This is a genomic window from Pedobacter sp. BS3 (assembly GCF_008274585.1).
Lineage (GTDB): Bacteria > Bacteroidota > Bacteroidia > Sphingobacteriales > Sphingobacteriaceae > Hufsiella_A.
In genome coordinates this window covers 152,242-171,717 of the sequence record NZ_VTRT01000006.1, presented here as the reverse complement: position 1 = coordinate 171,717, position 19,476 = coordinate 152,242, and the positions used below count along the sequence as shown (strand labels likewise).

Genomic DNA, 19,476 nt, shown 5'->3' with positions numbered 1-19,476 from the left:
ATGAGAACCAGAAGACCAAGACCACGAAAATATAACCGTTACGCCCGTCCCAGAAAAGCATTGGCCGGATTGCTGCTGCTTGTTATCGGGCTTATTTTACTGCTCAAGCAACTGGGCTTTTTCTTCCCCGGATGGCTGTTTAGCTGGCCGATGCTACTGATTGTTTTCGGGATATTTTCCGGTGTACGTCATCAATTCAGGAACCCGGGATCGTTTATTATGATATTTATTGGCGGAGCGTTTCTTGCCGACAGGGTAGTCCCCGATTTTAACTTTACATCATTTATCTGGCCCATGCTGATTATCATGCTGGGCTTGCTGATGATTTTTAAACGCGATTACGGCAGACGTATGCGTAATCAATGGGGTGATAGAGCCAACTGGGACAAACGCAATTTTGACTGGAATAATGCTGATGAACCCGAGTCCGCTCCAAGAGTTGAGGAAGATGAACAACAGCCGGAAGAACCGATACATGAGCCTGAAGCACAGCCGGAACCTGAACAAACCGAAAATAACGATACCCGTAATAATTATTACGCGAACGAGGATTATCTGGACACCACCACTGTTTTTGGCGGCATAAAAAAGAATGTAATCTCTAAAAATTTCAAGGGCGGTGAAGTGGTAAATTTTATGGGCGGTACGGAAATCAACCTTACACAAGCCGATTTTACGGGTCGTATCATCCTGGATGTGGTACAGGTTTGCGGCGGCACAAAAATTATCGTTCCGCCACACTGGCATATCCATTCGGAGATGTCGGCGGTGTTTGGCGGCATAGAAGACCGCAGGCCGTTGCATGTACCGGATCAGCAAACCGATAAAGTACTCATCATTAAAGGAACATCCATTTTTGGAGGCATTGATATACGGAGTTATTAAAGAGGTAGAAGGTTTTAAGGCGTAAGGTAGAAGGCAATTTAGAAACAAGAACGTAGAAGCAAGAGACAAGATAGGAGCATAGGCTTCTCGCAATACTCAATACCCAGTACTCAATACCAGAATTATAAACATTGGCACAGTCATTACTATCATCAAATCGCGTAAAGCTTATTTATTTAAGCTGCTGGATATGCTGGGCGGTATTGCAGGCCGGTATTTTGTGGTGGATTGGCCTGGACTGGCGAATGTCTTTCATTGATTCTGCTATAACCAACGTACTCCTCATGGCGGCCAGCGCCATGATTAGCAACAATCTTCAATACTATCAGCCGCAAAAAGGCCGCTTTTTGTACGTTGCCGTTTGGTGTATGCTGCTTACGCTGATATGGATTCTCGCCAGTCAGTGGATTATTAAAAGCACGTTTACCGTCACGCCGGATTACCCGTCCTTATTCTATAAATCGTTGCCGGTGCGTTTTAGTGTGGGTTTTTTGATTATCGGGTGGGTGGCCTTGTTAAGTATTATCTGGTACACCCGGCAGGATCAGCAGGAAGCTGAGCGCCGGAAGAACGATGCCGAACGTCTTTCCCGCGAAGCGGAATTATATAAATTACGGCAGCAGTTGCAACCGCATTTTCTGTTTAACAGTCTCAATTCTATCAGTGCGTTGGTTGGCCGCAAACCCGACGAAGCCCGGAAAATGGTGCACCAGTTGTCGGATTTTCTGCGGGGAACGCTAAAGAAAGAAGAGAATGAATGGGTGTCGCTGGCCGAAGAATTACAGCATCTGCAATTGTACCTCGATATTGAAAAAGTGCGTTTCGGACATCGCCTGACTACTGAAATAGAACAGGATGATAATTGTCCCGATATGAAACTGCCCAGCATGTTATTACAGCCCTTGGTTGAAAATGCCATAAAATTCGGCTTATACGATACTACCGGGCAGGTGAACATCACCATAAAGGCTATTTGCGAGGATGGATACCTGGTTATCCGCATTCAAAACCCATACGATCCCGATACCTCGCAACCCCGACGCGGAACCGGTTTCGGCCTGGCCGGAGTAAAAAGGCGGCTTTATTTGTTATTTGCCCGGCATGATTTAGTTCAAACCTCAGGAGAAAAAAATATCTTTACCACATTGGTAAAAATTCCGCAGGCATGATCAAAGCGATACTCATTGACGATGAACCGTTGGCCAGGGAGGTGGTAAAAGAATACCTGGAAGATTTTAAGCAGATTGAGGTGGTGGCCGAGTGTAACGATGGTTTTGAAGGCATGAAAGCTATTATGCAGCACCAGCCCGACCTGATATTCCTGGATGTGCAGATGCCTAAAATAAATGGCTTCGAAATGCTTGAGCTGATTGACCATCCGCCTGCGGTGATATTTGCTACCGCTTTTGATGAATACGCCATTAAAGCTTTTGAAGCTCATGCGGTTGATTACCTGCTAAAGCCGTTCGGCAAAGAGCGTTTCGATAAAGCCGTAACCAAATGGCTGGCGCAACACCAGGCTACTGAAAGCAGCCGGCAGACACAGCATCTGCTCGAAACAGTAAGTCGTGAAGAAGCGCATAACCGCGTGGTGGTAAAAAGCGGAAGTAACATCATCATCATCCCGGTAAATGAGATTGAATACCTGGAAGCCAGCGACGATTATGTGAAGATACATACCGCAGGCGGCACTTACCTGAAGAATAAAACCATGCAGTTTTTTGAGCAAACCCTGCCGCCCGGCCAGTTTGCCCGCATTCACCGCTCATATATGGTGCAGGTACAACAAATTACCCGCCTTGACCCCTACGAAAAGGAAACCTATACCGCCATCCTGAAAAATGGTAAAAAGCTGCCCGTAAGCAAAACCGGCTACGGTAAATTGAAGCAGTTGCTGGGGATATAGTTTTTTTAGATGTTAGATGTTAGATATGAGATGTTAGATTGATAGCCGGCTCTATCATATCTTTTTATACCGGTATATGGTATCAATTGGCCGTTTTCGGCCTGATGTAGTGACTCTTTTACATCTTGTTCCACATATTCAGGATTTTGTTCAAAAGTAATATTCACGGCTTTCATTACAGCCTTTATTGCTTTCAATTGGGTTTTGTTTTCCGGGTAAACAATCAGAAAGTCCACACAAATAAAATAAATTTCACTAAGAGCCTGTTTGAATTTCATATAAAGATTTCACAGGCTTTAATTAATGGACGGTGAAGACACCGTCCATGGCTTCCTGCCGGGGTGTCTAAAAAGCCCCTGCCGTCCACCCCGAGTGCTCGGGGGATCCGGAATCTCCTAAATAGCAGCATAAGCGCCGTTTTAATCCCGAAGTTTCGGGGTGAAATCAGGTTCAGGGTGACGGGGTTCCGGGCTTTTTAGCTCTGTCTGTGCTTTTTGAACAATTGATTGATTTACAGCCAATTATTAACATTTCATAAAATTAACTTGACGCCTATGCGGCATGTACGGGAGGGATCGAAATGGCGCTGCTTTTTGACTTTTTGGTCAACCCCGGCTTCCTGCCGCTGCTGGTGTCCCCACCAACAGCTCCATATAACTTAAATTTTCATTTTTAAACAGGCTCTAAATACCGGCAGAATAAAAACAAGAAATAGCGTATCTTTTCTTAACCTGACACCAATACGAATGACCGGGATTTCGTTTTACTCAGCCTCCTACCTTACGCCTTAAACCTTCTACCATCTATTACTTCAACCCTTGTCAACTGTCATCTCTCCATTGTCAACTGTCATCTCTCCATTGTCAACTGTCATCTCTCCATTGTCAACTGTCATCTCTCCATTGTCAACTGTCATCTCTCCATTGTCAATTATTAATTAAACCTTCTACCATCTGTTACTTCAACCTGTACGATAGTTTAAAGCCATGGTAAACTTTCACACCGTAGCTGAATGCAACGGCATAGTCAACCCGGAATATCAAACGTTGCAAGCCGAAGAAAACTTCCGCATAATTTTTTTGCGATGACTGGTCAAGGTAGGCCCCACCCACAATCTCCTCCAGCTTCAACCTGCGTATCAGGGGTAATTTATTTGTGATAAAGCCGCCGAAATTTTGCTCGTAGTGAGCCTCAAAAAACTGTCCCCTGGTACTAAAACGATAAATATCCAGGTAATGGAAATTACGCAGGCTGCTTTCAAAGATCAGCGAGTTATTACCGCGATAATGGTAATAATCCGGGTAATAAATGCTTGCCGCATTAAAAAATTTACCGGTCTTAAACGTGTATGAGGCCCGGCCCAATAAACCCAGCTTTAAATCATTCTGGTAAACTTCCAGCGAGGCAAAATCAAAACCCACATCAGAGTTAAACAAATCGTTGATGCCTTTTTTATAGTTTACCAGGAACCGGGGATATTTAAACGGCTCATAAAAGCGCCCTTCGGGGCGGGTAATATATCGGGCTGCCGGGGCATAATCCAGCTCGGCCGAAAAGATGAAAGCCGTATGATTGGCAAACAACGGAATAGTATTATCGTCGGGATAAAACGGGTTGTTTGATGTAAAAGATTTACCGGGATGGTCAATAAGCCGGAAATTGGAGGTATTATTCAGCCACCGGCGACGGCTATATTCAAGGCCACCCATTAAGAAAAGGCCGGGATTGGTTTCATAGCTGGCACTAAAGCTAAGCAACGACTGCTCGTAGAATTTGCGCCAGTTGGTTTCATATATCAGCGTATTCAGCGAGTTGGTTACGCTGGTTGATGAGCGGAGATTAGTGAGATCAAGCACTTCGGAACCCGCCCGCAGACTTAAAAAACCTTTGTTAACGGGATCGTAATAATACCTTCCCTCAACCAGCGGATTGAGGTGCTTGTTTGAGAAGCCATACCGCAATTGTGGTGTAACTTCTATGGAATTTTTCAGGTTGTATTCTTTTTTAAACCGTACATCGTACTGGAAGCCGAAACCTTCAACCGTATTGTAAAATAGCGAAGGTAATACCGGCGCAAACCTCAACGAGCGACCTGTTAATGTATTTTTCCAGGTATAGCCAAACAATGCGGCCTTGGCCAGGGTCAGACGGTTTTCAACGTCCATAATAGAATCGCGATAACGCGGCAGCGTACGTATATGCTCAATGCTGTCTTTTTGGCGATAATCGCGGATCTCTTCTTTTGTTAAGGGTATGGGGCGTTTGTCTTCCCAGTACGATTCGCTTTTCTTAATGGCATTTTTACTTATCTTTAAAATTTCGCCGCTGAATTTTGTTCCGGGCTGTGGCTCGTTTATTTTATAATTGTTAAATATTCCTACAAAATAACCTTCGTATGAAAAGCCTAAAACTTTTCCCTTAAAACTCAATTGCAGCGAGGATGGCATCCAAATATTATCGCTCGCGGGTAAATATTGCTGACTGAACCGTATGGTATCTGCCAGGTTAATGTTATTTTTTTTTGTAAGGTACAGGTTAACGGCATATAAACGCCAGTCATGTTCGGCAATATAAATTTCTCCTCTGAAAACCGGGTCATGCGCCCTGCGGGGAATAACCGCAATTTTGCTGATAGTTTCGCCGTTTTCGGTAATTTGCCCCAGGAGCTTATACCGGTAATAAGCAAACGCATAATCAGCCAGCGGCGAAATAAATCCCCGTATGGCCAGACTGTCAAACTGTATCAGGTTCTGGTAAAAATTAACCATCAGGTCTTCGGCCTTATGAAAGCTGAACGATGAATTTTTGCCTGAAACCCGGCTGGCCAGCATTACTTCGCGATAATTATTGGGCGCCTGGAAATGGAGCTTTGATTCTGATTCTGAAAGATAAATGATACCGTGCCCGTTAGAATCCAGCTGAAGCACGTGGGTAACATCCTGCCCGAGAAACCTTTTGGGCGCCCGGGTTAATTTTTGCATACCCTTAATATATACGTCGGCTACATAGTTCCTAATCTCTTCTAAATGCCTGATACGGTTATCGATAACCATACGCATGATCCGGTTGGCGGTATTTGATTTTTTACCTGTAACGGTTACATGATCAAGCTGGTAAACCGTCTGGCTAAGTTGTACATGAACGCTGGTATCGGCTTTACCGGGAGGAATGGTAACCAGAACCGGGTTATATCCTATAAACTTAAACACAACCTGGTTAGCCGATGTATTGAGCTTAAGCTGGTAAAAACCTTTTTCGTTGGCCGATGTGCCACGACTGGTATTATTGATGTAAATGGAACCAAACGGTAACGGATTGCCCAGGCTATCGGTAACCGTACCGCGAAGCCAGCGATCCTGTGCAGGTGCAGTAACGGCTACAAAGATCAGCGCAAAGAGCGTAATAACATTTTTCATCGGCACTAATAGCCTTTAAATAAAATAACCTTCAAATTGTTTGTCATCCTTAACCGTAGTTGTTAAGAGCCTGTTTAAATTTCATATAAAGATCTCACAGGCTCTAAGATTTAAACGAGATAATAAACGTTGTTCCGGCATTGACATTGCTTTCTACGCTTATATGACCGCCCAAACCAACAACATGGTTGTAAACCAGGTATAGCCCTATGCCTTTACTATCGGCATGGCCATGGAAGGTTTGGTTTAGTCCGAAGATTTTATCGCCTACTTTATTCATGTCAAACCCCTGCCCATTATCAGAAAACACCAGCTGTTTTACTCCGTTAGTTTCCCTGGAGTAAATTGAAATAAGCGGCAGACAATCGGCACGTGCGTATTTAATGGCGTTTGTTATCAGGTTCAGGAAAATACTTTCCAGGTAAGCCTTGTTAAATATAATGGTATCAAATGCAGAAAAATCAATAGTAAACGTTGCCTTTGAATCATGTATAAGCTTGTTTATAGATTGTAGCACCACGTTTAATGATGTGTTTAAATTCAGTGCCTCTGTATTCACAACCAGGTCTTCCCGTTGGTTTAAAACTTCAATCTGCTTATTCAGCGTTTCCTTTAAATTATCAACGGTAAGTTTTAGTATGTTAATTAAATTATGAATTTCAATATCGTTAATTTTAGAAACATCCAGCATATCAAACGTTGAAAGCAGGTTGTTTACCGGCGATCGCAAATCGTGCGAGGTGGTGTAATTAATCTGTTTTAAGTCAGTATTAATACGGGTAAGATTAGCCAGTAAAGCGTTACGCTCTTCTTCCATCCGTTTTTTAGCGGTAATATCTTTGGCAATAGCATAAACAAGTTGCTCATCTTTTGCCGGAATAGAAGTCCACGACAGCCATACAATTTCACCGGTTTTAGTTACGTAACGGTTTTCAAAATTAAGCAGCGGAGTATTTTTCCGGAGATTATTGCGATGCTGTTCTGTAATGTGCTGGTCTGCACTATAAACAAATTGATTGATAGGTTTTGCCATTAACTCATCTGCGGTATATCCCAAAACCCGGCAAACCGCCGGATTAACTTTTTTAAAATAACCGTCAAACCCGGCAATGCACAATAAATCATGCGACAACTCAAAAAAGGGTTCTATCTTAAAATCATACTGCAATGGCAGCTTATCCACTCTGATGGTCATTTAATCCTATTAATTTCCGGGCATTTGCGGTATACAGTACAGTGAGCGTTAAAACCGTCAGGCAGAATGTCCGTGCCAAATAAAAGTACAGATGATTAAGATAAATACAAAATGCACATCATCACATGCTGTGCAAAAATAGTACAGCGAGTTCATTTTCTTACGTAAAAGCTACATTAGCATGATATTTGAACCCGGCAGCCTGTAAATTTTACATAAAATCGCCGTATATTTGGCGGTATGTTACAGGATAAAATAGCGCAGTACTCGGATGAGATACATGCGTTTTCTGCCGGTACTGCCGATGAGTTAGAGCAGTTCCGGATCAGATTTTTAGGAACAAAGGGCATTATCAAAGATCTCTTTGAAGAATTTAAAACAGTATCTGCCGAAGAAAAACGGGTTTTAGGCAAGGTGCTGAATGAGTTTAAAAAACTTGCTGAAGAAAAATATAACCAGCTCAAAGATTCGTTAAGCAACACCGGTAGTAGCCGTCAGACTCATGGCGATTTGACACTTCCCGGAAATGGCCTAGAACTGGGTGCACGCCATCCGCTGGTGATGGTACGCACAGAAATTATCGAGATATTTAAAAAATTGGGTTTCAATGTTGCCGAAGGCCCTGAAATTGAGGACGACTGGCATAACTTTTCGGCACTTAACTTCCCTGAAGAACACCCTGCCCGCGATATGCAGGATACGTTTTTTATTAGCCTCTCCAAAGGAGAGGGAGATCAGGGCAGTGAATCTGTAGCCCTTCGCACACACACCTCGTCGGTACAGGTGCGCATGATGGAGCAGGGAAAGCCGCCTTTCAGGGCTATTATGCCGGGCCGGGTTTACCGTAATGAGGCCATTTCGGCACGGGCGCATTGCTTTTTCCACCAGGTAGAAGGCTTGTATGTGGATGAAAACGTATCGTTTGCCGACCTTAAACAAACTTTATTCTACTTTGTACAGGAGCTTTTTGGCGAAGATACCAAAGTGCGTTTCCGCCCCTCGTATTTTCCGTTTACAGAACCCTCTGCCGAAATGGATATATCCTGTACCATTTGCAAGGGCGCCGGCTGCCAGATGTGCAAGCATTCCGGCTGGGTAGAAATTCTGGGCTGCGGTATGGTAGACCCCAACGTGCTTGAAAATTGTGGCATAGATAGTAAGAAATACACCGGTTTCGCGTTTGGTATGGGAATAGAGCGCATTACGAACCTGAAATACGAGATCAGGGATTTGCGCATGTTCTCAGAAAACGATATCCGTTTTCTGAAACAATTTAAAACAGAATTGATCTGATGAAGAATTTTTCCTGCCTGCTTGTTGGATGTTTTTTGCTGCTGGTTAGCTGCGGAAAAGATGATGGGAACTATGTGCCTGATGTAGTTGTCAATTTTCATGCACCATTAACAGACCCACGTCTTCAACGCCTGAACAGCGCAGGTGGCGCCGTTACTATTGATGGCTATGGCGTAGCCGGGCTGGTGCTGTATCGTAAGCCGGATGGCTCGTATGTGGCTTATGACCGGTGCAGCACCGTAAACGTGCAAAGCCGCTGTGCCGTAACGCTTGATGATCCGACCATAACCGTTACCGACCCGTGCAGTGGGGCAAAGTTTTCGTTATACGATGGTTCGCCGGTTAAGGCACCGGCAAAACGGGCGCTGAAGCAATACGCGGTTTACATTTCGGGATACCAACTTTCTGTAATCAATTAGATCAATGGAAGCAGACAAAATCAAGGATACCATAAAGCGGGCCGCCCGTGACCTTTTCAGAAAATACGGTTACCATAAAACCAGCGTTAACGAGATCGCTAAAAAGGCGCATATTGCCAAGGCAACCATTTATAAGTATTTTGAAAGCAAAGAGCTGGTGCTGCACAGTATCCTGATGGATTATATCCGCCACAGCGTAAGCCTGCTTATTAACAGCGAAAGCAAATTTTCAACCCACGAGGATTATCTGAGCGACCTGATCCTGAAAACCAGCCGCCTCTCTTATGCCATCTGCAATGAGTTTATCGGCTGGGATTTTATACGCGAATCAACCAATGCGCAAGACTTTTTAAAATCCCTTTCCGATGACCTGGAAACGTTGCTTATCAGCTCATTTAACGACATTAAGCTCTTTAGGCAGGACAGTGGCTTCCAGGAACGGTTGCGGTTTCTCATCAAAGCCAGCAAAAGTATCGTGTTCTCATTTGCCTTTACTTCAGTAAGCGATTCGGACGTGCGCAAAAACTTCGTTTCTTTCCAGAAAGAAATGCTGCCCTTTTTGGTAAGAGCAGCGGTGCTGTAAAATTTTTCCAGATAATTTTATGTAGTTGTTATTCCTGTCGAAATAACCGGAAGGTTAAATAAAGGGCTCTCTAACAAGCTAATAAAAACTTCTCAAAAAGAGAAGTTTTTATTAGCTTTGTGTTCAGGCCTATAAGATGAGAATAATCAATAAGGGCGTATTAGATATCTTCATGCATAAACATGCTGATACGAGAAGCCCGATAAACAAATGGGTTGCAATAGTCGAAAATAACAGCTTTACCAATCATAACGAATTGAAAAGCGTTTTTCCGTCTGCGGATTATGTAGGAAACAGTCGGTATGTGTTTAACATTAAAGGTAACAAATACAGGTTTATAGTTTTGGTTATTTTTATTAATGGCATTATAGAAGTTAAATTTTGCGGTACGCACGCAGAGTATGATAAAATAAAGGATATTCAAAACATCTGAGATATGAAAAAGAAGTTAGAGCATCTGGAAAGTATTATAGACCAGCCTACCTATGATGAGGCAATGGCATACATGCATGAATTGATTGATTATGCCACACAACATGGATATTTAAGCAATCCTGAAAATGATAACGAATATACGCGTGAAATAGGCCGTATAGGTATCATGTGCGCCGATTATGAAAGTATCTTTATGACATTTAAGCACCTGAAAGTAAAGAACCCACTCATCATATCCATAGAAAACGAGATGAAAAAAAATAAGCTGAACCAACGTCAGGCAGCTGAATTACTGGAAGTTAAAGAAAATACATTCAGCCAGATAATGACAGGTAAGCGTAACGTATCCATGAAACTGGCTAAAAGACTATACCAGAAACTAAGAATAGATCCTAAAACTATTTTAGAGTTCTCATGAGAGAAAGCATAGATTTTGCAACAAGTACTTTGTTCACTCATACCTGCGTGATTTAAATTTTAGTGCAGATTCCACTTGTTTTAATCTTTAATACGAATATCTAAATTCGATGCAATTTAATATCTGGCAGGCTTATTGTTTAGTTGTATAAAATTTACATACAGCTATGAACTTAAAACGAATTTTCGGTACTATACTCACCATTTTGGGTATTATCGGATTGATTTATGCGGCTATAAATTTCGCACAGGGAAGCGGAGCCAGCAGAACACTTATTGTGTATTCTATTTTAGGCGTAATATTCTTCTTTACGGGCATTGGCCTGATAAGAACCACCAAAGATGTAAGCAATACGTAAAAAAAAGTACGGGCAAAGTATTCTTAAACGGCAGGGAAATGCTGTTCAAAAGCCCCGGAATTTCGTCATATTATTAAGCAGATCCGTCTTTCAGAATCTTTACGAGGATCCGGGTTCCTGATATGAAAGGGGTCTATCCTGGCTTTTGGACAGCTTGTTTCTTTATTGACCAGAGATCAATACGACCACAGATCGTGCTCATAATCTAACAGCTCTTTTTTGATCCGTTCAGATTCATACAGCTTATCAATACCCTGTGCATAATCTTTGATACGCAGATCATCAGGGTTAGATTCTTTGACGATATAGCTATCAAAGATACGTTTCACAAAAATATCGTCATAGCTCAAACCGGTAGCATCGTTTGCACGGTTAACCACTTCTTTGGTGGCAAATATTTTGCGGGCTTCGGGAAAATATATCCAGAAAGCGGGCTGCTCACCCAGATCCTGGCCCGCTGCTTTTATTTTAACCAGCGGAGCTATTCCTACAATACGTGGCTCAAATACAGATCGTTGTTTATCAAATATCCAATCTTCTTTAATGCGGAATTTGAGCACGCTATCCGGGTTAAATTCATTAACAACCGGTTTGGTTCCGGTCTGGTTACCATTTTTATCAAAAACCGGGGCATAAGTTGTATCGCCGCCGAATTTTGCCTTCGCCTCTTCAGGTTTCAGCACGGTAGAGAATTCATCGCCGTTAGGATCTTCTTTCCTGCTGGTAGCATCATAAGCGGTAAGCTCGCCGGCAGTAACAGCATCCATGATCACATCGATCAACCGGCTTTTAGGCGATGCATAAGGCCGGTTCATCTTTGCACGCAGATCTATTTCACGCCACACCCGCTTGGCATACATCACATCGGCTTCACGCAGATTAGGATAAGGCGTTACCTTGGCATCAAGAATATTGTTCTTCTTGTAATAGCCGTCTGTAGGTTTTACGCCGTCTACCGGTCTGTTCCCGCCTGCCGGGGTTTGTGCAAACCCCGACATACTCATCAACAAAGCTACCGCTGTTACTACTCTTTTCATATCAATTAGCCGTAAACGCAATCGGGTTCAATTGTCTTTGGCTGCCATCTGGCCCAACTGCAACAATATTATCAAAAATAACCCGGCTTCCGGGGGTTATGCCTGAAATAGCCGAACGTACAGGCCCGGTAAATTCGTTACCGTTTGCTGATAAAACAACGGCGTCGGCCCTGGGCTTGGCTATGATCAGGGTGTATCTTGTTATCCTGAACCGGGCATCAAAATCAAAATTCTCCAGCATGGCAAATATAGCATCCTGCGATTTAATTACTGCAGCGCCTAAGGTTCCGCCAGATTTACCGGCTACTTTAGCTACCGGGTCGGGAATACGTTTTACCCGGAATGGCGTTGCACCGAAATTTACAGGTTTGCCGCCAATATCGGCCGATACCGAGATGCTGGCATCACCAACTTCATGCACCTTAACAATATACTTGCCGTTAGATCCGGAGATGCTTCCCCCCTTCATGCTTACTTTCAGGTTTTCTTTAGGTATGCCCGGGGCTGAAATGGATACCGGGTTATCAACGCCGATATAAAATACATTCATCTTATCGGGCGATACCACTGCCGACGGACGTGCCACCTGGTATTTTTGAGGAGGCGTAGTATAGGTTTTTACTGTACCATCCGTTTGCTTTACATTGATGGTTCCTACCCAGGTAAAGCTGCCTTCGCTATTGGTATTCACCGTATAAAGCCCTTTGCCATCTTTTACCGGTAAACGCGAACCATTTACAGCTATATCAGGACTCGATTTGGAGTCTGAGGCTGTTAAAAATACCTCTGCGGTATAAGGTTGTCCTTGTATTACATACGATGTGGGCGCCACAGCAACGGCAGCAAATGCATCCAGGTTAACCAGGGCCTCATCCATTTTAGATAAAAATTTCTTTACCACTGCCGATTCTGCATTCTTGGCATCAGCCTGGATCTTAGACAGAATGGTAATGGTTGCCGTTAACGGAATGCCCTCGCCAAAGTTAGATTCTTCCCAGTTTTTACGTGTTCCGTCGGTTGTACGCTTGGTAGGATCTTTGGCTTCGAGCGAGAAGTTAACGGATGCACGATCGCGGGGATCTAACAAATTCAGCAGCTTTTCGCGGGTCTCGTTAATTTTTGCTTTCAGCTTTGCACCTTTACCCTGCTGCACCATGATGCGTGGCGAAACATCCAGGTTATCACGGCCTTTCAGCTCGCCGGTTTGGGGATCGCGACCGCCACCGGCTGTTTCAAGCTCCTTTTTTAGCTGGTCAACCATCGTGTTCAGCTCTCCGGCTATGCGTTGCGTTTCGCGAATTTTATCTAAAATAGGCTTAGCCCGCTGGGGGTTATCTTTCATCTTGGTTGCCTCAAACGCCTGGATGGATTGTTGTAACCCGGTATTTACATTTGAGGTTGAGGTTTGTAAACTATCGTTTAATGTTGAAAAGGCATTTAATATGGTATCAGATACGTTAAGGGCCAGCATAGCCATTAACACCAGGTACATGATACCGATCATCTTCTGCCTTGGGGTTTCTTTACCGCCTGCCATTAGTCATCTAATTTTTAAAATGTAAAAACAATTAATGAATTATTAAACACGTGGCTGGTTCATTGCAGATAGCATGTTACCATATATGGCGTTAAGCGAAGATAGATTTTTAGCCAACCTGCCAACTTCTTCTTTAAACTGCTTGGAATCTTCCATTGACTCATTAAAGTTCTGCATTGTTAACGACAAATTCTGGTAGAATTTATTCATTGATTTCAGGTGGGCGCTTGAATCCTGTAATTCTAATTCGTACACGGCATTTAAGGCCGATAAATTTTTAGCCAGCAAATTAACCTGATCATGATACGCCTTAGAATCAATATTGGTATTACCCATTTCGGCTAATCCGTTGGTTGCTTTTTCAAAGGCAGCGCTCAGGTTATCAAAATTGGTGCTGGCAACCTTAACCTTTTCGGTAAACTCATTTGTAGCAACCGAAGCATCGGCTACATTGGATATGGCAGCTACTTTATCGCCAAAGGTACGCAAACCATTACCTAAGCTTTCGATAAGCTCGGGGCCAATTTTGGCTTCTGCCAACATATTGTCTAACGCAGCTGTTGATGACGGAGCAGCATAAGCGTTACGTGAAGATGCTGTCGGTAATTCGCCGGTGTAATCATCGGCCAATTCAGGGTACACACGGGTCCAGTCGGGTTCTTTGTGCTGTACCACAAATCCCATCAGAAAGAAAAGAAATGCTTCTACAGCCAAACCCAAACCGATGATGATAGAACCGCCAGGTAAGTGCAGGATTTTAAACATCGCACCGATAATAACTACTGTTGCACCCCAGGAAATAATTGTGTCAAGAGTGAATTTGAACTTTTTTTTGCCGGCCATAATTAATGTTGCTTACTAAATGATAATTTTTGTGTAGTGTAGTTTATTGCTTTATTTTTTGTCTCTGATATCGCGTCCGGGGAATTTGGTAACACACCTGAAGCCAATATACGACTTGGCCGTATCCTGGTACTCAAATGTACGGGTAGAATTTTGGAGGAAATACCCGATATCTTTCCATGAGCCTCCGCGTACTACTTTACGTTTCAGCACCTCCGGATCGCCGGCCTTTGCCTCATAATTGAATGTGGGGTTCAAATCATTTACAAAAGTTGATGCCGATTCGTCAAACGCAGAAGCTGTCCACTCGGCAACATTACCGGCCATGTTATACAGGCCAAAATCATTAGGGAAGTATGATTTAGCGCTTACTGTAAAAGCGCCGCCATCGTCAATATAATTTCCACGCCCGGGTTTAAAGTTAGCCATCAGGCATCCTTTGGCATTGCGGATAAAGGGCCCGCCCCAGGGATAATCGTTCCCGATCCTTCCGCCACGTGCGGCATACTCAAATTCTGCTTCTGTAGGCAATTCATAAGGTAAGCGGCTTAAACGCGGCATTTTATGGGCCTGGGCATATCCTTCGTATAAACGGGTACGCCATACGGTAAATGCCCGTGCCTGACGCCAGGTTACACCTACAACCGGGTAATCGTCAAACGCCGGATGTGAAAAATAACCTTCTGTCATCGGTTCGTTTTGCGCATAGGCGAAATCGGCCAGCCATACCAATGTATCCGGGTAAACGGCAACGGTATCGCGTAAAATAAAGTCAGAACGTTTCTTGGTTTTATCACCCCGGTAGTTGGCTGCCTCACGCTGCTTCATAATGGCAAAATTGTATTTCAGCAGCCTGACATCAATTTCATTACGATCAAATATCCTGTCTTCGCCCTGGTAATACATGCCCTGCAATTTATTTGCATTGGCGTCATTTCCTTTTTTATTTCCCCAGATAGAAGATCCATTACCTACTTTTTTCCAGTCGATGTACTTAGGCCCGGTATTGTTGGTGTTACCTTTCGGCTTGATGTAGTACTTGTCATCCTGCAGATAGTTGGTAATGGCAATGGAATCGCGGACCCAATTTACAAACTGGCGGTATTCGCTGTTGGTGATCTCTGTTTGATCCATATAGAACGCCTGCACGGTTACCTGCTTATTTTGGGCAATTTGTGCAAACGTAATGTCCTGATCGGTTTGTCCCATAATAAAGGTTCCGGCGGGAATATAAACCATACCCAGAGGGATATGCCTATTGTTAAGCTTTTTATTTTTAACACCAATTAACTCGCCTCCAGCTCCTCTGCCACAACTGCTCCAGCCTATCGAGAGGATTATAAGAGCGATAAAGTATAATTTCTTCATGTCCATAAAAGGCATAAATCGCCAATTGTTCTGTTTCCGAATATAAAAAGATGTTCTTTAAATATTAAAAATATTTTCTTTAAAAATTCATTAAGCCAGCACATACACTCATCATATTGCCGACGTTGTAACATCCATGTATACTACAAATGCATCAAAAATGTTATAAAAATTTTATAAAAGTATGTGATTTCTATCATACTTTGCAATAGACAGCCACATTTTTTTAAAATTTATACCGGTTAACTACTTGTTTACCTGCTTGATATACTGCTCTATAGCCATTGTCATACTGGGGGCGTTTGGCGTTGGCGCTGGTATATCAAGTATCAGATCATGCTCGTGCACTGCCTTGTGCGTACTGGCACCAAAGGCAGCTATACGGGTATAATTCTGCTTAAAATCGGGGAAATTTTTATATAAGGACTGGATACTTGACGGGCTGAAAAAGGCAATAATATCGTAATAAACTTCGGCCAGATCTGAAAGATCGCTGCATACGGTACGAAATAATACTGCCGGTGTAAAATCATAACCTTCTTCCTGCAAAAAGCGCTGGGTCTCTTCGGCAGCAACATCCGAACAGGGATATAAAAACTTTTCTGATGAATGTTTCTTCAGCACTTCGGCCAGATCTGCGGCAGTTTGCTTTCCAAAAAATATTTTGCGTTTACGATATTGAATATACTTTTGAAGATACAGGGCAATGGTTTCTGATAAACAGAAATACTTCAGATCTGCCGGAACATCGTAACGCATCTCTTCACATATCCTGAAAAAATGGTCTGCCGCATTGCGGCTGGTAAAGATCACGGCAGTAAAATCGGCCAGGTTTATTTTTTCTTTTCTGAAATCTTTTGCAGGAACGCCTTCTACATGAATAAAAGAACGAAAATCTATTTTTAGGTTGTATTTTTTAGCCAGGTCGAAATATGGCGATTTATCACTTTCGGGCTTGGGCAACGTAACTAAAATACTTTTAACTTTTCTATTTCTTTCTTCCGGTGTAACTTGCATAGTTCTATTTAGGCGCTAATATCTAAGTGCTTTGATCAGAAGCAAAAAAGGACAAAATTCGAGGGCACAAAGATATAGAAATAAATAAACTTTTGAAAATTTGTATCCGGATAATATTGTGGCCCCCGCCCTGAAGAACTGAAAGGCAAACATGGCAGCCACAATAATTAATGATAAATAGATGTAGATCTGGGCATACCGGGATGGCGTTAAGGCAAAGGCCACTATCACCGGAAGGAACAGAATTGCTACATTAAAATAGGCCAGGTACAGCACAGAAACGTATTCGCGAACCATTTTTTGTATCCCGAAAACAAAGCCCAGTAATCGCAAAGCAATGATCTTCAGCGTGAACAGGCTGATCACTAAAACCGACAATACAAACAGCCACTGTATACCATCATACTCATAGGTTAGCTGGTAAAATTTGCCGCATAGATACAGAAATACCCCTATGGTAAAGCCAAAAAGTATGTATAAAAACAAAAATGGCCATGAATTGAACAGGTTATCTTCTTTATTAACCTGTGTAAGTACGCGTTTGCTGTAAAATGCCTCGATAATTATTTCTAATTCTTTAGAAAAGTATTTTTTAATGAGCGCAAACAACAACAATAGCAAGATGATAAAGCCCAGTATCCAGGTTTCGCCTTTGCGGCGAACTTTCCCTTCGTTATCGTGGTTTACTTTTTTGGTAAATTTATGTGCCCAGGCATTGAAATCAAGATCTTTAACCAGGTATAGGTTGATCAGGCTGTCTATAAACTGGTCGGGACGGTTGGGATTTAGCGGCTTTATCCACACCATGGACAGCGAATCGCCAATGGCTTTCAGCGAGTCCCGCCTGAATTTCCACCGGGCCAAAGCAGCAGAATCGGGCCTGGGAGCAACCGTTACCGTACTGTCCGGCTTGGTTACCGCAGCAGGCAGTGTTGCCGAATCGGTTTGAGCCGATACCCCCAGAACAGTTAGGCATAAGAACCCGATAAGCACAAAAATCTTTCTATACATCAAAACAATGCAATTAAGCCAAAATGGATTTTACCCCGCTGCAAATTTACCGGAATATTCCGTTGTTTTCCTAAGGCATAGCTTAAAGAAACTATTCCGGCTTTGGTTTCTACGTTGATACCGGCGCCAAAACCAAGCGGTTTATCAAAGGTGTTGGTATTTACTGTTTCATACCAGGTAAAGGCCTGGTTAACAAATGCAAATAAAAATGAGTTACGTTCAAGCAGGTACCGGTATTCGGCATTAACATAGGTATAGCGGGTTGCCAGTATGGACTGCTCATTAAATCCACGCAGATTATTAAATCCGCCAAGGCGGTAAATCTCATTATCGAACAGATCTTTACCCAGCATGATGCCGGTTTGATCCATCAGCCTGATCACGCTGCGCTGTCCTGCCGGGATATAGTAATCCAGTTGCCCCTGTATCTCATACTGGCTTGAGTTGGTTTTGAGATGAGCGTAAAGCGCTGAATCTAATGCTGCACTGTTTTTCAGATGTCGTTTACCAGCCGCCATATTCACCGAAAACAGGTACCCTTTTGTAGGATTCAGGGGATAATCTAATGTTTCCGATTGCAATCCTAACCCGTACAAGGTTGTATTCACATCCGCATAAGCGGTCAGGCTGGTTGTTGACATAGAATCCTGTGCCGATAGGTTATTACCGGCCCGCTGGTCGATATAAAATCTTAGCCGGCTATGCCTGCCGATCTTATACGATAAAGCCGCATTGAAATTGATATTCTGGAAACTGGAATCCTGCTTATACAGGTTCATACCCGCTTCTAATCCCAGCGGACTTGAAAAGATACCCGGAAAAGCGGCAGCCAGGTTCAGCTCACGGCTTTGGGCAGGCAAGCCTTTATAGTTAAGGCCAATTGTTTCGGCACGCCTGAACGTATTCTGAAGCTTTAGCTTAATATCCCCGGTAAGCTGCACCTTGCCATTCTGACCGGGAGCAATACCCAAAATACCATCAAACTGGTTGGCATTCTTTTTATTCAGAAATACTGTAATTGCCGCTTTTTCGCCATAGAATCGTACCTCCAGCGGCTTAACCGGTGTCAGGAAAGATAGTTGAGCCAGCTTCCGATCAATGGCTTGAACATCCTGCTCTGAATAGGGCATTCCGGATCTTATGTTAAGAAATGATTCCAGGTACGGTCTCGAAACCTTTGCTGTCCCCGCTATCTGGAGTGTATCATAAGTGATATATTTTCCCTTGCTTACCGCGATACCGGCGCTTATACCCGACTGGTGAAACTCAACGCTGTCTAAATTTACCGCCGCAAACGGGTACCCGTTATTTTCATAAAAAGCCAGCATGTTGTGAAACAGGCTGCTTAGCTGCTGCATATTAAACGGAGTATTGCTAAACAGCTTTTCGCGATACCCGGACTGCTGCATTACCGTTTGAGGCACATTTCCGGGCCGAAGCCGCACCAGTGTAAACACCTGGTTTAAACGAATGGTTACCCGGGTATTGCCATCTGTTTTTTGTTTTTCAGCTATCTCGGCAAGCAGGTAGCCCTGAAAGCGAATATCCGACAGCATGTTTGCTAATGCACGGGTTACGGTTGCCGTATCGGGATAGGCTTTATCAATATGGAGCTTTTTAACTATATCCGGGTTTAAGGGAATAGTGCTTACCGTAAGCGTATACTTTTTTTCCTGGGCATAACCCGCTGCACTGCATAACACCAGGGTACCCAGTACAACAGAAAAAAGCAGGTTCATTCCCTTCATAACCAAT

The 19,476-nt window shown here is 43.3% G+C and carries 19 protein-coding genes; 9 read left to right on the top strand and 10 right to left on the bottom strand.

The window, feature by feature from the left end; genetic code table 11:
- The 3 genes from FW774_RS15820 to FW774_RS15810 all read left to right on the top strand — a co-directional run bounded on the left by FW774_RS15820 (nt 1) and on the right by FW774_RS15810 (nt 2,791).
- On the top strand, nt 1–885 hold the full coding sequence (locus FW774_RS15820) for a LiaF transmembrane domain-containing protein (RefSeq protein WP_149349181.1): 885 nt from the start codon (nt 1–3) through the stop codon (nt 883–885).
- A gap of 131 nt (nt 886–1,016) precedes the next feature.
- Nucleotides 1,017–2,054 (top strand): sensor histidine kinase, encoded by a 1,038-nt coding sequence (locus tag FW774_RS15815; protein WP_242457860.1) that lies wholly within the window; start codon nt 1,017–1,019, stop codon nt 2,052–2,054.
- Nucleotides 2,051–2,791 (top strand): LytR/AlgR family response regulator transcription factor, encoded by a 741-nt coding sequence (locus FW774_RS15810; protein ID WP_149349180.1) that lies wholly within the window; start codon nt 2,051–2,053, stop codon nt 2,789–2,791. The genes FW774_RS15815 and FW774_RS15810 overlap by 4 nt, the downstream gene beginning before the upstream one ends.
- A 5-nt stretch (nt 2,792–2,796) precedes the next feature.
- Here the strand turns inward: FW774_RS15810 and FW774_RS15805 are convergent, their stop codons facing one another.
- The 3 genes from FW774_RS15805 to FW774_RS15795 all read right to left on the bottom strand — a co-directional run bounded on the left by FW774_RS15805 (nt 2,797) and on the right by FW774_RS15795 (nt 7,402).
- Nucleotides 2,797–3,069, bottom strand: coding sequence for a DUF2683 family protein (locus tag FW774_RS15805; protein WP_149349179.1), 273 nt, complete (start codon nt 3,067–3,069; stop codon nt 2,797–2,799).
- 678 nt (nt 3,070–3,747) lie between these two features.
- Nucleotides 3,748–6,207, bottom strand: coding sequence for a DUF5686 and carboxypeptidase regulatory-like domain-containing protein (locus FW774_RS15800; protein ID WP_149349178.1), 2,460 nt, complete (start codon nt 6,205–6,207; stop codon nt 3,748–3,750).
- A gap of 103 nt (nt 6,208–6,310) precedes the next feature.
- Nucleotides 6,311–7,402: a PAS domain-containing sensor histidine kinase gene (locus tag FW774_RS15795; protein WP_149349177.1), complete on the bottom strand. Its 1,092-nt coding sequence runs from the start codon at nt 7,400–7,402 to the stop codon at nt 6,311–6,313.
- Nucleotides 7,403–7,642: 240 nt separating this feature from the next.
- Here FW774_RS15795 and pheS point away from each other — a divergent pair, with 240 nt between their 5' ends.
- The 6 genes from pheS to FW774_RS15765 all read left to right on the top strand — a co-directional run bounded on the left by pheS (nt 7,643) and on the right by FW774_RS15765 (nt 10,908).
- Nucleotides 7,643–8,695 carry a phenylalanine--tRNA ligase subunit alpha gene (gene pheS, locus FW774_RS15790; RefSeq protein ID WP_149349176.1) on the top strand — a complete coding sequence of 351 codons (1,053 nt, stop codon included), beginning with the start codon at nt 7,643–7,645 and terminating at the stop codon, nt 8,693–8,695.
- Nucleotides 8,695–9,114, top strand: coding sequence for a hypothetical protein (locus FW774_RS15785; protein WP_149349175.1), 420 nt, complete (start codon nt 8,695–8,697; stop codon nt 9,112–9,114). Before pheS ends, FW774_RS15785 begins: the two co-directional genes overlap by 1 nt.
- A 4-nt stretch (nt 9,115–9,118) precedes the next feature.
- Nucleotides 9,119–9,697 carry a TetR/AcrR family transcriptional regulator gene (locus FW774_RS15780; protein WP_149349174.1) on the top strand — a complete coding sequence of 193 codons (579 nt, stop codon included), beginning with the start codon at nt 9,119–9,121 and terminating at the stop codon, nt 9,695–9,697.
- A gap of 136 nt (nt 9,698–9,833) precedes the next feature.
- Complete coding sequence (locus FW774_RS20930) at nt 9,834–10,130, top strand: type II toxin-antitoxin system HigB family toxin (protein WP_149349173.1); 297 nt, start codon at nt 9,834–9,836, stop codon at nt 10,128–10,130.
- A gap of 3 nt (nt 10,131–10,133) precedes the next feature.
- Nucleotides 10,134–10,550: a helix-turn-helix domain-containing protein gene (locus tag FW774_RS15770; protein WP_149349172.1), complete on the top strand. Its 417-nt coding sequence runs from the start codon at nt 10,134–10,136 to the stop codon at nt 10,548–10,550.
- 166 nt (nt 10,551–10,716) lie between these two features.
- The gene (locus FW774_RS15765; protein ID WP_149349171.1) at nt 10,717–10,908 is read left to right on the top strand and encodes a hypothetical protein; all 192 of its coding nucleotides are present in this window, start codon (nt 10,717–10,719) and stop codon (nt 10,906–10,908) included.
- Nucleotides 10,909–11,084: 176 nt separating this feature from the next.
- Here FW774_RS15765 and gldN read toward each other — a convergent pair whose 3' ends face one another.
- The 7 genes from gldN to FW774_RS15730 form a co-directional block, all read right to left on the bottom strand.
- Nucleotides 11,085–11,945: a gliding motility protein GldN gene (gene gldN / locus FW774_RS15760; protein ID WP_149349170.1), complete on the bottom strand. Its 861-nt coding sequence runs from the start codon at nt 11,943–11,945 to the stop codon at nt 11,085–11,087.
- Nucleotide 11,946: 1 nt separating this feature from the next.
- Complete coding sequence (gene gldM / locus FW774_RS15755) at nt 11,947–13,482, bottom strand: gliding motility protein GldM (protein WP_149349169.1); 1,536 nt, start codon at nt 13,480–13,482, stop codon at nt 11,947–11,949.
- 42 nt (nt 13,483–13,524) lie between these two features.
- The gene (gene gldL, locus FW774_RS15750; protein ID WP_149349168.1) at nt 13,525–14,325 is read right to left on the bottom strand and encodes a gliding motility protein GldL; all 801 of its coding nucleotides are present in this window, start codon (nt 14,323–14,325) and stop codon (nt 13,525–13,527) included.
- 51 nt (nt 14,326–14,376) lie between these two features.
- On the bottom strand, nt 14,377–15,693 hold the full coding sequence (locus tag FW774_RS15745) for an SUMF1/EgtB/PvdO family nonheme iron enzyme (protein WP_149349167.1): 1,317 nt from the start codon (nt 15,691–15,693) through the stop codon (nt 14,377–14,379).
- 246 nt (nt 15,694–15,939) lie between these two features.
- Nucleotides 15,940–16,710: a uroporphyrinogen-III synthase gene (locus tag FW774_RS15740; RefSeq protein ID WP_149349166.1), complete on the bottom strand. Its 771-nt coding sequence runs from the start codon at nt 16,708–16,710 to the stop codon at nt 15,940–15,942.
- A 15-nt stretch (nt 16,711–16,725) separates the two neighbouring features.
- Complete coding sequence (locus FW774_RS15735) at nt 16,726–17,721, bottom strand: DUF4271 domain-containing protein (protein ID WP_149349165.1); 996 nt, start codon at nt 17,719–17,721, stop codon at nt 16,726–16,728.
- The gene (locus FW774_RS15730) at nt 17,721–19,469 is read right to left on the bottom strand and encodes a BamA/TamA family outer membrane protein (protein ID WP_149349164.1); all 1,749 of its coding nucleotides are present in this window, start codon (nt 19,467–19,469) and stop codon (nt 17,721–17,723) included. The genes FW774_RS15735 and FW774_RS15730 overlap by 1 nt, the downstream gene beginning before the upstream one ends.
- Nucleotides 19,470–19,476: the final 7 nt, after the last annotated feature.

Excerpts from the sequence above, each read along its gene's own strand:
- FW774_RS15820 (WP_149349181.1), top strand. The coding sequence starts at position 1 with ATGAGAACCAGAAGACCAAGACCACGAAAATATAACCGTTACGCCCGT.
- FW774_RS15810 (WP_149349180.1), top strand. The coding sequence starts at position 2,051 with ATGATCAAAGCGATACTCATTGACGATGAACCGTTGGCCAGGGAGGTG.
- FW774_RS15805 (WP_149349179.1), bottom strand. The coding sequence starts at position 3,069 with ATGAAATTCAAACAGGCTCTTAGTGAAATTTATTTTATTTGTGTGGAC.
- FW774_RS15800 (WP_149349178.1), bottom strand. The coding sequence starts at position 6,207 with ATGAAAAATGTTATTACGCTCTTTGCGCTGATCTTTGTAGCCGTTACT.
- FW774_RS15795 (WP_149349177.1), bottom strand. The coding sequence starts at position 7,402 with ATGACCATCAGAGTGGATAAGCTGCCATTGCAGTATGATTTTAAGATA.
- pheS (WP_149349176.1), top strand. The coding sequence starts at position 7,643 with ATGTTACAGGATAAAATAGCGCAGTACTCGGATGAGATACATGCGTTT.
- FW774_RS15785 (WP_149349175.1), top strand. The coding sequence starts at position 8,695 with ATGAAGAATTTTTCCTGCCTGCTTGTTGGATGTTTTTTGCTGCTGGTT.
- FW774_RS15780 (WP_149349174.1), top strand. The coding sequence starts at position 9,119 with ATGGAAGCAGACAAAATCAAGGATACCATAAAGCGGGCCGCCCGTGAC.
- FW774_RS20930 (WP_149349173.1), top strand. The coding sequence starts at position 9,834 with ATGAGAATAATCAATAAGGGCGTATTAGATATCTTCATGCATAAACAT.
- FW774_RS15770 (WP_149349172.1), top strand. The coding sequence starts at position 10,134 with ATGAAAAAGAAGTTAGAGCATCTGGAAAGTATTATAGACCAGCCTACC.
- FW774_RS15765 (WP_149349171.1), top strand. The coding sequence starts at position 10,717 with ATGAACTTAAAACGAATTTTCGGTACTATACTCACCATTTTGGGTATT.
- gldN (WP_149349170.1), bottom strand. The coding sequence starts at position 11,945 with ATGAAAAGAGTAGTAACAGCGGTAGCTTTGTTGATGAGTATGTCGGGG.
- gldM (WP_149349169.1), bottom strand. The coding sequence starts at position 13,482 with ATGGCAGGCGGTAAAGAAACCCCAAGGCAGAAGATGATCGGTATCATG.
- gldL (WP_149349168.1), bottom strand. The coding sequence starts at position 14,325 with ATGGCCGGCAAAAAAAAGTTCAAATTCACTCTTGACACAATTATTTCC.
- FW774_RS15745 (WP_149349167.1), bottom strand. The coding sequence starts at position 15,693 with ATGAAGAAATTATACTTTATCGCTCTTATAATCCTCTCGATAGGCTGG.
- FW774_RS15740 (WP_149349166.1), bottom strand. The coding sequence starts at position 16,710 with ATGCAAGTTACACCGGAAGAAAGAAATAGAAAAGTTAAAAGTATTTTA.
- FW774_RS15735 (WP_149349165.1), bottom strand. The coding sequence starts at position 17,721 with ATGTATAGAAAGATTTTTGTGCTTATCGGGTTCTTATGCCTAACTGTT.
- FW774_RS15730 (WP_149349164.1), bottom strand. The coding sequence starts at position 19,469 with ATGAAGGGAATGAACCTGCTTTTTTCTGTTGTACTGGGTACCCTGGTG.